The sequence below is a fragment of the Winogradskyella costae genome, from assembly GCF_013403865.1.
Classification (GTDB): domain Bacteria; phylum Bacteroidota; class Bacteroidia; order Flavobacteriales; family Flavobacteriaceae; genus Winogradskyella; species Winogradskyella costae.
Genome location: NZ_JABFDK010000006.1, coordinates 104,845 through 117,339, shown reverse-complemented (window position 1 = coordinate 117,339; position 12,495 = coordinate 104,845). Strand labels below are relative to the sequence as shown.

The following is a 12,495-nucleotide window of genomic DNA, read 5'->3' as shown; positions in this document are numbered from 1 at the left end:
TTTTATATAATTACTATAACATGAAGAAAGATATAGATGTGTTTTTTGAGGCGATTCGCTCTGGCGATAAAGATAGACTAGAAGCCTTAATAAACATAAACCCTAAATTAATAAGCGAAAAAGATGCACGCGGATTTACTCCGCTCATTTTAGCAACTTATTTTGATAATGACATTGCAACACATGTTCTTATTGAAAATAAGGCTGATCTTAATGCTAAAGATGCATCAGGAAACACCGCCTTAATTGGTGTTAGTTTTAAAGGGAATGTTGCTTTAGCAACCACCTTATTAGAGCATGGGGCCGATTTAAATGCTGTAAATAACCATGGCATAACGGCATTGACGTTTGCAACACAATATAATAAACGTGATATTGTAAAACTGCTTATAGAGTATAAGGCAGATGCTAGCATTAAAGACAATGATGGAAAAACAGCTTTAGACTACGCAAAGGAGAAGCAATTTAATGAAATCGTAGAGCTCTTAGGGTAGTATAAAATCTTATAACAATTATAAACTGAGTTTAAAAGATGCTTATTAGGGCGTTTTTTAGACTCATTTTTTTGTAATTAAAACAATGAGCACGTTTTATAGGTGTTTTTAGAGGGATTGTGCTAAGTTCTAAATAAGTTTATCATGCTATAAGGTCACCATAACGTGGTTATAAGCATGCTATAACCACGCTATAACCTGTTTTCTTATATGCGTTTTTTTAAGGTGAATGCTTAATGTAAATTGTAACGCTCACAGTTTTCCTTGTTGTTTTCCATTGTATTCAGGATATGAAACGTTTTTAATACTACTAACTAAAGTAACTCAGTTTATTCTAGTTAGTCTTCATCCACTTAATACTACAACCTAGGCTTGGTTTTTGGTTTGGATCTACAGCCTCTTGGTTAATTAAAGCATTCATTGCTGTTCTGATATCTTTTCCTGTTACGGGGTGGCCATTGCCGGGTCTAGAATCATCTAATTGCCCTGTGTAAACTAATTTTAAATCTGTATTAAACAAGAAAAAATCTGGTGTACAAGACGCCTGGTAAGCTTTAGCAACATCTTGAGTTTGATCGTATAAATATGGAAATATATAATCGTTATCTATGGCGTTTTTAGTCATTAATTCTGGACGATCTTCGGGGAAACTTTTAATGTCATTGCTAGAAATAGCAATACAGTTAATGCCTTTTGAAATGTAATCTTTAGCCAGTTGCGATAATTCTGAACTGACATGTATAACAAATGGGCAGTGGTTGCATATAAACATTATCAAAGTACCTGTAGTACCTTTAAGTTCGTTTAATGATTTTTTGGTGTTATCTACGGTGTCTATGAGATTAAAATCAGGTGCTTTTGTGCCTAAGGGCAACATATTAGATTCTGTTCTGGCCATTATACTATATTTGTTTTATTTGTTAATTTTACTAAATGGAAAAGATAATAACATTCGAAGACTTTACAAAAGTTGATTTGCGTATTGGTACAATTATTAGTGTCAATGACTTCCCAAATGCGCATAGACCAGCTTATCAATTAAGCATAGATTTCGGTGATTTAGGAGTTAAGAAGTCTTCTGCACAAATTACGACGCTTTACCAAAAAAACGATCTCATTAATCGACAAATTGTAGCTATTGTTAATTTTCCTAAAAAGCAGATAGCTAACTTTATGAGTGAATGCTTAGTGGTCGGTGCTGTAAGCGATGATGATGTGTTTTTATTACACCCCGAAACTAAGGTTAAAAATGGGATGCAGGTGTCTTAGGTTTTTTTAGTTTCAAAGTTTCAAGCTTTTAAAGTTTCAGCACCGTATAAGTATATATAAATACACAAGACTGTTGATGCATTATAGTGCTTTTGACAAAGTTGCTGTTATGCATCCTTACAACAGCTTCAAACTAAAAATATAACTTTTGGATTATATTATTTAAACAACTAGCTACATTTCCTCTCTAAAGAAAATAGCATTCATCAATAATTTATTCGTCCCGTACCAAAAAGCTCTGAAATTAGTATTGTCTGTAAAACCTATAATGTTTCCTTGTCCTATTTTTCCAATTTTAAAAGGAACTGATGTACTAATGCTATCTAAATTTTGTTTTGAAATATAACCACTTAATAATGGGTTTTTACTATACCGAATAGGGTTATTGTAGCTATTCTTATCTTCGTTTATGAATAGTGTAGAATTTCTAAATATCGCCAATTTATCATTTTTGTACCCAAAATTAATAGGATGGGAGCGATCTAATTCTGTTTCAAAAATTGCACCTCCTATAACTTGTGCACCTCTAAAATCTCTACGTTCTTCGTAGCTAATATTTTTTGCGATGAGTTTACTTTTCTTAAAGTTAATGGCCATTAACTTTTTAGAATTTAGCCATTTCAAAGTGTTTTTATAGGCTACTAAAGTCCCACCTTCTTTTATCCAAGATTGTAGTTTTCTGGTACTGTTTTCATCTAAACCAGAATTAGAATTTACCATTACAATTGTATTATAACGGCTTAAATCTGCACGATTAATGCTTTTAGTATCTAATTTTGTGGCTATAATATCATAACGTGTATCAAATAAATGCCATATTTCTCCAGCATCGTAAGATGTTATGCCGTCACCAACTAAAAGTGCAATTTTCGGTAATTCTAAAGAGCTAAAATTTCGACTTCCTAAATCGATACCTTCATTTAGGCCTGTAGAAACAATATCGATATTTATATGGCTTTCTTGTGCGGCTTCATTTAAGAAATTAAAGATTTCAGTACTGGTTAAATCTTGATTTTTTGCTGGAATCATAATCGTTCCGTAATCATAAGATTTGCCATTAGCTTTAAAACGTTTTAAGGCTACTTTGGCTCTTAAGCCTTTTTTTAAAATTGAATTTAAAAGCTTAGGCGAGTAATATTCGTGCCATTCAAATAAATAAGCGTATTCACTTTTAGACTTAACACCGCCGTTTATATGTACTAGATTGGTCACTTCATCTCCTGCATTGGCAGTTGTAGTTTCTGTATAGTCTAGATTGAAAGCTAAAGGAAATGTCCAAGCTGAAATATCATAAAACAAACTGTCTTGAAACGTGGTGCGTTTTTCAAACATGGCATTTATCAATCGTGTATTCTTTTGATTTTTTGGAACGACATAACTGTAACCCTTTTTATAATTTTTTCCATCTTTTGAAAAATCAGATTTTAAGTCGTGAAATCTAATATGATGACGTTTTAATATTTCAGCTAAATGATAGGTTTTTGCAGCATCTTTCTCGTCACCAAAAACAATGACGTTTTTGGCTTCTTTGGAGGCTTCTGCTCTGGCATTTTTGAAGAAGTTGTGTTGGTACTCTAAGATCTCTTTTCTCATACCATTTGCAGCGGCAAGGGTAGAAAAAGCAGCAGTATATTGATTTTTTATGGTAAAAGGAAAAGTTAATAAACCATTATCGCTTTCTTGGATATGTCCACGAGAACTCGCTTGTTCAAACAAAATTCCGATACCTCCATTGATATCTGGAAAGGTTGATCCCTTGCCGTAATAGAAGTCATCAAAACTTTCTTCAGAATAATATAAAGAGCCTATTTTATCTAAAGCTTTAGCGTGGTATGTTGCAATACCTTTTGTAAGATCTTGGTTTAATTGTGGTGTTAAAGGGTGGGTACGTGATGGAATGCCGGGTTGGAAGAAGAAACTAGAATTAGTACCCATTTCGTGATGATCCGTTAAAATGTTTGGCATCCAGTTGTGAAAGGTTTCTATACGCGCTCTCGATTCGGGAAGTTGTACAGGTAGCCAATCTCTATTCATATCAAACCAATAATGATTGGTACGAGATCCAGGCCAAACTTCGCTGTATTCTCTGTCGTTAGGGTCTGGATTTAGATTAATGTTTTTATTGGTATTTGCCCAATATGCAAAGCGTTGTAAACCATCAGGATTTAAAGATGGGTCAAGCAAAATGATTGTGTTTTTTAGTAAATCATCAATTTCTGTGCCTTCGGCAGCAGCTAAATAATAGGCAACCAATAATGCTGCGTTTGCGCCGCTTGGTTCATTACCATGAATTGAAAATCCCTGATACACAACAATTGGTCGGTTTTCTATATTTGCCGAATTGGATTCTGTTGCGTCAACATGGGCTGATTGAATAGCGTCTATGTTTTTGTGGTTTTCTAATGCTGTGATAGTCAATAGAAGTAGTGGTCTGCCTTCAAATGTTTTGCCTCTATCTTCAATTGTAATTCTATCAGAGGCCGTTGCTAAGGCTTTCATGTACTCAACGAGCTTATCGTGGGTAATGTGCCATTCCCCAACATTATGACCAATAACACTCTGTGGTGTCGGTATAGCCGGATTTAACTCTACATTCTGTGGTAAATAATAAGATAGTTCTGTTTGCGATTGTGAAAAAAGGGTAGTGGTTGCTAGAATTAGGAGTAGAAAGATACGTTGCATAGCAGGGAAGGTTGGTTAGAGTTTAAAAATAAAAAAAACCTTGACAATTATGTCAAGGTTTTTTTTATTTAACAGAAGCTGTTTTTAGATATCGTCGAAACTAATATCTGTGAAACTGTCTATGTTTTTTGTGTCTTCAGGTGTTTTTGCTTCTTGAGCTACAAAATCATCTTCGCGTTTAAAGTCTTTTTGGTGACGCTCGCTAATGACTTCCTGACCTTTTTCGTTAATGATATAATCTGTCATTTCAGATAAGATCTCTTTAAACTCCGTAAAATCTTCTTTATATAGGTAGATTTTATGTTTTTTATAATGAAAAGAACCATCGTCATTCGTGAATTTCTTACTCTCAGTAACCGTCAAATAATAATCACCAGCTTTTGTAGCTCTAACATCAAAGAAATAGGTTCTTCTTCCCGCACGTAACACTTTAGAATATATTTCTTCCTTATCCATCATTTCATAATCACTCATAACTCAATCTATTTTTTTAATTTCAATCCAAAAATCTAAAAAAAAACTTACCTAAACAACAAATAATTACATTTCTTTTTCAGAGAGTTGCTTGTTATATAATTCCTTGTAGTATCCATTTGTATTTATAAGGCTTTCGTGGTTTCCAGACTCTATCACTTTTCCTTCATCTAAAACAATAATACGGTCTGCATTCTTAGCTGAAGACACGCGATGGCTTACTATAATAGTCGTTTTATCCTTGGTGAGTTTTACAAGATTTTTAAGTATTTTCTCTTCGGTCTCCGTGTCTACCGCAGATAAGCAATCGTCAAATAACAAAATGTCGGGCTTTTTAATAATAGCTCTTGCAATAGAAACACGTTGTTTCTGCCCCCCAGATAAGGTAATGCCACGTTCACCTAAAACCGTATCATAACCTTTAGTAAAACCGACGATATTTTTATGAACTTTAGCATTTTGTGCAGCTTCAATGACATCCTCATCAGTGGCGTCTTCTTTTCCGAATTTAATGTTATTCTTTATCGTATCAGAAAACAAGAAGGCATCTTGCGGTACATAGCCAATGCTGTTTCTTAGGCTAAAAAGATTTAAATCAGAAATACGTGTATCATCAATTAAAATGGACCCTTTATCAATATCATATAGGCGACCAATAAGGTCTAAAATAGTAGATTTTCCTGAGCCTGTATTTCCAAGAATGGCTAAGGTTTCTCCTGATTTTAATGTGAAGCTTACATCTTTTAAAGCTTCGATATTAGTGTCCGGATACACAAACGATACATTTTTAAATTCTATGTCACCCTTAATTGGAGTTAATTCTTGTGCAGTGTTTTTAATATCGGGTTCGGTATCTAAAAATTCATTGATACGTTCTTGCGATGCTTCAGCTTGTTGAATTAAAGAGGTTACCCAACCAACAGTGGCTACAGGCCACGTTAATAAATTAACGTAAATAATAAATTCAGCAATAGTACCAATTTGTTCAATTTTTCCATCCATGTATTGCATTCCTCCGACATAAATAACAATAAGATTACTAATGCCTATTAATAAAATCATCATTGGAAAAAACAAGGCTTGGACTTTCGTTAGATTAATTTGTTTTTGACGGTTTTCTGCTGAAAGGTTTTCAAATTCTAGATTCGTTCTAGGCTCTATACCATACGATTTTATAACCGAAATGCCACTAAATGTTTCTTGCGAATAGGTAGAAAGTGTAGAAAGCGATTGCTGTACTATGGTACTTCGTTTATTAATTAATCGGCTTAACTTATATATCACAGCGGATAAAAAAGGTAAGGGTAATAAAGTGTATAATGTTAGCGTAGGTGACCTATCGATCATATAAATTATGGCAACAGCAAATAAAGTAATGGTGTTGATGGTATACATTATAGCGGGGCCAACATACATTCTTACTTTACCAACGTCTTCGCTGATACGATTCATTAAATCACCAGTTCGGTTAGACTTATAAAATTTTAAAGACAGCACTTGGTAATGCTGATAGATTTCATTTTTGAGGTCAAATTCTACATAACGCGACACATTTATAATGGTCTGACGCATTAAAAAAGTGAAAATTCCTGCTATAATAGCTGCCCCAATAAGATAGAAAACGTTAATCATTAACTCATGTCTAAAAATTTCTTCAGAAATTTTTCCATCTAATCGATCAGAAACAATATTAATTGATGCGCCAACTAACCGCGGTGTAAAAAGGGCAAAGATCTTGGCAACGATGGTAATAAGAATGCCTATAATTATGCGATACCTGTACTTGTAAAAATATTTATTAAGATGTTTTAGTGCCTTCATTCTATGACTTTAATGCTTCAAAAGTATTATGATAATCGCATTTAATAGTTAATGTTTTGCTAATCCTTTAATTATGATTTACTTTTGCATGCTGTTTTTAGAACATACTTAAACGCCCTTAAATTAACAAAAATGACTTCAGATATTATAACTGCAAAAGAATTAAAAAAAATGGATCCTGTTTTTGGACAACATTCTTTTGACGATCATGAGCAAATTGTATTTTGCAATGACAAAGATACTGGTTTAAAAGCTATAATTGGTATTCATAATACAGTTTTAGGCCCAGCATTAGGTGGTACTAGAATGTGGAACTACGCTAACGAGTGGGAAGCACTAAACGATGTATTGCGCTTATCTCGAGGCATGACATTTAAATCGGCGATTACTGGTTTAAATCTTGGTGGAGGTAAAGCCGTTATTATTGGCGATGCTAAAACACAAAAAACACCAGAATTGATGAAACGATTTGGTGAGTTTGTACATTCATTAAGTGGCCGTTATATTACAGCAGAAGATGTTGGAATGACTACAGAAGATATGGATACAGTGAGAGAAGTAACTCCTTATGTAACCGGAATTTCGGAAAGTAAGGGTGGAGCTGGTAATCCATCTCCTATCACTGCCTATGGTGTTTTTATGGGAATGAAAGCCGCTGCTAAGTTTAGATTTGGTTCAGATATCTTAGAAGATAAAAATGTATACGTACAAGGTATTGGTAATGTAGGTGAAGCGCTTGTTGAGCATTTGGTTAACGAAGGCGCCAATGTAACTATTGCAGATATCAGCCAAGAGCGATTAGAAGAAGTTCGCTCTAAATACGGAGTTACAATTTATGGAGGTAATGATATTTACAGTGAAGATATGGATATCTATGCGCCTTGTGCTTTAGGTGCGACGATAAATGATGATACTATTTATAAGTTGAAAGCTAAAGTAATTGCTGGAGCAGCAAATAATCAATTGGCAGAAGAGAAAAATCATGGGTTAATTTTGCAAGAACGCGGAATTGTGTATGCTCCAGATTTTTTAATCAATGCAGGTGGAATTATTAATGTATATGCAGAGTTAGAGAACTATGATAGACAAGAAATAATGCGTAAAACAGAGAATATTTATAATACTACGCTCGAAATTTTAGACAACGCTAAAGTGAATAATCTTACAACCCACAATGCCGCCTTAAATATTGCAAGAGAACGTATTGAAACTCGTAAGAGAGAAAACTTAAAATAGTCTCAATTATTTTCGGATATAAAAATTAAATAATAGTATTTTTGCAAGGTGAATCTTTAATAGGTTCACCTTTCTTAATAACCAATATAAAAGTGAGTTCTTACACATGCTAAACCGAAGACACATCAGAATTAAAGCTATGCAATCCATGTATGCTTTTAAAGGAACAGAAAGTGATGATTTAATAAAAGAACAGAAGTTTTTGTTATACAGTTTGGATAGTATGTATGATTTATACTTATCGCTTTTAGCACTGCTAACAGAACTGCATAAGAAGAGTAAGAATCATAACGATAAACTACAAGGCAAACTTTTAGGAACGGCAGCTGATAAAAATCCTGATTTAAAGTTTCAAGAAAATCAACTTTTACATCTTATTAGTAGTAATACTATGCTGCAAGACGCTATTGATAACAAAAAGTTGAATTTTTGGGATTTGGATTTTGAATACGTGGATATTCTTTTTAAAGCAATTTTAAAAAGTGACATTTATAAGAACTATACAGAAGATTCCGAACCCAGTTTTAAAAAGGATAAAAACTTTGTAATCGATGTTTTTACAGATATTATAGCACCAAACGAAAAACTTTACGATTTCTTTGAAGATAAGAAAATTACTTGGGTTGATGATTTGCCTGTGGTGAATACAGCCATGTTAAAAGTGTTGCGTAAGTTAAAACTGACGTCTCCTGAAACAGCCTTGTTGCCAAGTTTATACAAAGATGATGACGACAAAGAATTTGCAATTGAGTTATTTAAAAAGACCTTTTTAAATAGTTCTAAGTTTGCGGAAGAAATTAGTAAAAAAACAACCAATTGGGATTCTGAACGTTTAGCAAGTTTAGACGGTGTGTTGTTAAAAATGGCACTTTGCGAATTTCAAAAATTTCCTTCCATTCCTCATAAAGTTACTATTAACGAATATCTTGAAATTGCTAAAGAATATTCAACACCAAAGAGTAGTTTGTTTATTAATGGAATCTTAGATAAAATCGTTAAGGAATACCAAGCTGAAAATATGCATCCAAAGGCGGGAAGAGGTTTAATGTAAAAATCAACTGTTTTCTTTGATTTAAAATGGATTAAATTAGACATAAAACCATGTTTTAGGTCGTAAAATTAAGTTGAGTTGACATAATTTAGAAAGTGGTTTCTTACTAAAATATGTTAACAAGGACTTAAAAATTTTAATTCCTTAAAATAATCATTAACTTCGTAAACTGAAACAATTTTTAACAAAAAAATAGAATAATGAAAAAAGTAATTTTAGGACTTAGTGCATTATGCATGGTAGCATTCACATCTTGTAAGGATGACGCAGCAAGTAAAATTAAATCTGAAAATGTTGCTGTTGCTGCAGAAAGAGATGCTAATGCTGGTGATTTTGCTGTTTTAACTTTAGATAAAACAGAGCATGATTTTGGTACGATAGCTAACGGAACACCTGTTGAAACAATTTTTAAATACACAAACACTGGAAATTCTATGTTGGTTGTAAGTGATATTAAAAGTACTTGTGGATGTACTGTACCAACAAACTTTACTAGAGAAGTTCAGCCAGGTGAAACAGGTGAATTTACTGTAAAATTTAATGGTAAGGGTAATGGTAAAACAACAAAGTCTTTAACAATGGTGACTAATACTGAAAAAGGTCAACTACCAGTTAAGATTACTGCTTTCATCGAAAAAGATCCAAATGCACCTGCTGCTGCAACTAAATCATTAGCTCCAAAAGTTAATCCTTTAGCTACAGATAATGGAGCTGCTGCTGCTGCACCTAGAAAGTATTCTACGCAACCAGGTCACGAAGGACATAACCACGATTAATACTAATTATTACTGATATTTACTGAATGGACGCATTAGGATCATTTTTACCGTTTATCGCAATTTTTGCAGTGATGTATTTCTTTATGATTGCACCACAAATGAAACGTTCTAAACAAGAAAAAAAGTTTGCCAGCGAGTTATCACGAGGTACTCGTGTTATTACTAAAAGCGGTATGCACGGAAAAGTTGTAGAATTAAATGATAAAGATAACAGTTGTGTTATTGAAACATTAGCAGGAAAAATTAAATTTGACCGTTCTGCAATTTCTATGGAAATGAGTAATAAATTAAATGCTCCAGCTATTGTAAAATAAGCTGATTAGCATATAAAATATAAAAGACTGTTTATTTAAACAGTCTTTTTTTTTGTTTTAATTGTTACCAATAACTAATTACTAGCAATTCCGATATTTATCATGTAAGCCAATGTTGTGTTTAATCATAGGCTTTATTTTATCTAAACGCGCCTGTTTGGTGGCTGCTCTTTTAGCCTTAGCAATGTAATCACAATACTCACGTTGTTTCGATAGAGAGAGGGTTTTAAAATGAGTATTTAACCTAGCATCGAATTTTAAGGCTTCTTTTAATTCATTCGGAATGATTACAGTTTTTTTTATATGTTGTGGTTTTAATTCTCTCCCCAAACGCTGATTCTCTGTGGCCTCTTTTACGTAAGCTAATACTGCAGCTTCATTTATATCTGTTTTAGTTTCAAAACGCATTTGTCGCATCGCTTTGGTCTTTTCTCCTTGTGCATTGTATAGTAATTGATCCTCATCTTTTAAAAACACACCTTGATGAAACCAAATACAAAAATGTTGTTTAAAGGCTCCGATGCCTAAAACATTTTTACCATTAAGACAGTATGTTGGCATGCTCCATTTAATAGTCTCTTCTAATTCTGTGGAATTAATGATACGTCTCAAGACATTAAGTGCATCCGAAAATTGATGGTTAATCTCAATATATTCTTCTACTGAAATTGCTTTCTTCATTTTTGAGTAATTTAACTTCTAAAAAGACGTTTAATAAATCCTGTTTTACTTTTTTTTATACCCCAAATTAACTCTTTTGGATGGCGTTTTATGTCACTGTTAGGTCCGAACTTTCCCCATGCAAATCCTGTTTTATTTTTAGCATTTCTTAAATCTGCAATACACCAATCCTTACCTTCTAATTGTTTTAAAAACGGGTAGAAGGACGTATTAGCCTTCTCAAATTCGATTTTATCGCGTAACAGACTATTGTTTTTCCAAATATCATGGACTACATTATCAAGTATGTCATTGAGATAGTTCTGTGCTGGCGACGCATGAAATTCTAATAAACTACTTAAAAATCCATTTAAATTATCGGCATAGTGAACAAATACAGCAGGATCGTGGCAAGCGTAATATACATGACCTAGGGCGCCATCGTTCAACAAGTCTAAAACCCAATGGTTTCCGAATCCATCATGTCCCAAAGTTATAGAATTCGGGCACAATTCTGTAAATCCAAATTGGCCTATTGATGAGAAATCAATATCATCTAAACCATAATCTTCCCAACCACGTGTCTCCTTTAAAATTTCAATCAGTTCGTTGTCAATAGTATTATTAGGGAATAATGGCTTTAATTTTTCAATGGCTTCTGTTGTTAATCCTTCTTTAAAATCTAAAGTATAAGTTTCTCCATCCTCATCGGTAAAAGTTGATGACTTTAATTTTTTTATAATAGCTATAGTTTCCATGACGACGTTTTGCTTTTTAAATATCTATTATTATCTGCTGCGTAAAATCTTTTCCATTTTCCTTCCTTTTGCTAATTCATCAACCAATTTATCTAAATATCGCACTTCTTTAGTTAATTGAGTTTGGATGTCTTCAATTCGATAACCACAGATTACACCTTTAATGAGGTATGCATTTGAGTGTAGTTCTGCTTGCTGAAAGAAAGTTTTAAAAGTGACTTTGTCAGTAATGAGTTCTTTAAGTTTAGCGTCATTAAAGCCGGTTAGCCATGTAATGACTTGGTGTAACTTCGCTTTTGTTCTGCCTTTATCTTCTACTTTAGTTATATAATGTGGATAAACAGATGAGAAGGTCATTACAGCAATGCGCTCGTCATGTTTAGTGGTTGTTATACTCATAATATCGGATTTAATGAAGAAAAGAAAACAAGCCGTAAATGAAGTTAAATCGAATTACGAAGGAAAAAAGGCTTTCATTACTTATTTTTTTAATACGAGTTCAGCTTTATTAACTTTTAAGGTTGGATTATCAGAGGATTTCAATATCGCTTTGAAAGTATAATTGCCTGTTTCTTTAATTGTTATGTGCCTCATTTTTCCAGAAAAACTCCAAGACGTTTTATTCCCTATTGTTTTTCTAAGTTCCATAAGTGTTGGATTTGTTTTTAAAGCATCTAATTTTAGTCCTCCTATGTTTATAGAATCTTTCCAAATTTCAATGGTATACATAAGTGCAACATCATTTTCATATACGACATCTGTCTCTGTCCAAAATGAAATTTTATCACTTTTTTTAAGGCTAAGAGCGGCTTCTTGGAGGTGAAGTTCACTATTACTAGTCTTATTTATTTTAAGTCTAGCTACTTCTTCACCTAATAGTTGGTCACAACTGAATAATAGAGTACTAAAACAGATGAGTAATGTTATTTTTTTCATGAAGTAAGAAAGTATTAAACT

General features: G+C 33.1%; 14 protein-coding genes. 6 read left to right on the top strand and 8 right to left on the bottom strand.

Annotation, left to right across the window (positions count from 1 at the left end):
- Positions 1-20: 20 nt before the first annotated feature.
- A complete protein-coding gene (locus HM986_RS12915) occupies positions 21-494 on the top strand; it encodes an ankyrin repeat domain-containing protein (RefSeq protein WP_179335509.1) in 474 nt (157 codons plus the stop codon).
- Between the two features lie 334 nt (positions 495-828).
- Here HM986_RS12915 and HM986_RS12910 read toward each other — a convergent pair whose 3' ends face one another.
- The gene (locus HM986_RS12910) at positions 829-1,392 is read right to left on the bottom strand and encodes a thioredoxin family protein (protein ID WP_179335508.1); all 564 of its coding nucleotides are present in this window, start codon (positions 1,390-1,392) and stop codon (positions 829-831) included.
- A 35-nt stretch (positions 1,393-1,427) separates the two neighbouring features.
- Here HM986_RS12910 and HM986_RS12905 point away from each other — a divergent pair, with 35 nt between their 5' ends.
- The gene (locus HM986_RS12905; RefSeq protein ID WP_179335507.1) at positions 1,428-1,763 is read left to right on the top strand and encodes a tRNA-binding protein; all 336 of its coding nucleotides are present in this window, start codon (positions 1,428-1,430) and stop codon (positions 1,761-1,763) included.
- A gap of 174 nt (positions 1,764-1,937) precedes the next feature.
- Here HM986_RS12905 and HM986_RS12900 read toward each other — a convergent pair whose 3' ends face one another.
- The 3 genes from HM986_RS12900 to HM986_RS12890 all read right to left on the bottom strand — a co-directional run bounded on the left by HM986_RS12900 (position 1,938) and on the right by HM986_RS12890 (position 6,740).
- Positions 1,938-4,445, bottom strand: coding sequence for a M14 metallopeptidase family protein (locus tag HM986_RS12900; RefSeq protein ID WP_179335506.1), 2,508 nt, complete (start codon positions 4,443-4,445; stop codon positions 1,938-1,940).
- An 84-nt stretch (positions 4,446-4,529) separates the two neighbouring features.
- Positions 4,530-4,919 (bottom strand): PUR family DNA/RNA-binding protein, encoded by a 390-nt coding sequence (locus HM986_RS12895; RefSeq protein ID WP_179335505.1) that lies wholly within the window; start codon positions 4,917-4,919, stop codon positions 4,530-4,532.
- A gap of 66 nt (positions 4,920-4,985) precedes the next feature.
- The gene (locus HM986_RS12890; protein ID WP_179335504.1) at positions 4,986-6,740 is read right to left on the bottom strand and encodes an ABC transporter ATP-binding protein; all 1,755 of its coding nucleotides are present in this window, start codon (positions 6,738-6,740) and stop codon (positions 4,986-4,988) included.
- A gap of 132 nt (positions 6,741-6,872) precedes the next feature.
- On the opposite strand from HM986_RS12890, the gene HM986_RS12885 reads away from it, so the two are divergent.
- From HM986_RS12885 to yajC, 4 genes are all read left to right on the top strand, one after another.
- Complete coding sequence (locus tag HM986_RS12885; RefSeq protein ID WP_179335503.1) at positions 6,873-7,976, top strand: Glu/Leu/Phe/Val family dehydrogenase; 1,104 nt, start codon at positions 6,873-6,875, stop codon at positions 7,974-7,976.
- 106 nt (positions 7,977-8,082) lie between these two features.
- Positions 8,083-9,027: a transcription antitermination factor NusB gene (gene nusB, locus HM986_RS12880; protein ID WP_246288506.1), complete on the top strand. Its 945-nt coding sequence runs from the start codon at positions 8,083-8,085 to the stop codon at positions 9,025-9,027.
- Positions 9,028-9,227: 200 nt separating this feature from the next.
- Positions 9,228-9,803, top strand: a complete 576-nt coding sequence (locus tag HM986_RS12875) for a DUF1573 domain-containing protein (RefSeq protein WP_179335502.1) — start codon at positions 9,228-9,230, stop codon at positions 9,801-9,803.
- Positions 9,804-9,829: 26 nt separating this feature from the next.
- The gene (gene yajC / locus HM986_RS12870; protein WP_179335501.1) at positions 9,830-10,120 is read left to right on the top strand and encodes a preprotein translocase subunit YajC; all 291 of its coding nucleotides are present in this window, start codon (positions 9,830-9,832) and stop codon (positions 10,118-10,120) included.
- An 81-nt stretch (positions 10,121-10,201) separates the two neighbouring features.
- On the opposite strand, the gene HM986_RS12865 is transcribed toward yajC, so the two are convergent.
- From HM986_RS12865 to HM986_RS12850, 4 genes are all read right to left on the bottom strand, one after another.
- Positions 10,202-10,801 carry a YdeI/OmpD-associated family protein gene (locus HM986_RS12865; RefSeq protein ID WP_179335500.1) on the bottom strand — a complete coding sequence of 200 codons (600 nt, stop codon included), beginning with the start codon at positions 10,799-10,801 and terminating at the stop codon, positions 10,202-10,204.
- Between the two features lie 11 nt (positions 10,802-10,812).
- Positions 10,813-11,538, bottom strand: a complete 726-nt coding sequence (locus HM986_RS12860; protein WP_179335499.1) for an SMI1/KNR4 family protein — start codon at positions 11,536-11,538, stop codon at positions 10,813-10,815.
- Between the two features lie 30 nt (positions 11,539-11,568).
- Positions 11,569-11,937, bottom strand: a complete 369-nt coding sequence (locus tag HM986_RS12855) for a DUF2200 domain-containing protein (protein WP_179335498.1) — start codon at positions 11,935-11,937, stop codon at positions 11,569-11,571.
- A gap of 81 nt (positions 11,938-12,018) precedes the next feature.
- Positions 12,019-12,474, bottom strand: a complete 456-nt coding sequence (locus HM986_RS12850; RefSeq protein WP_179335497.1) for a hypothetical protein — start codon at positions 12,472-12,474, stop codon at positions 12,019-12,021.
- Positions 12,475-12,495 lie beyond the last annotated feature (21 nt).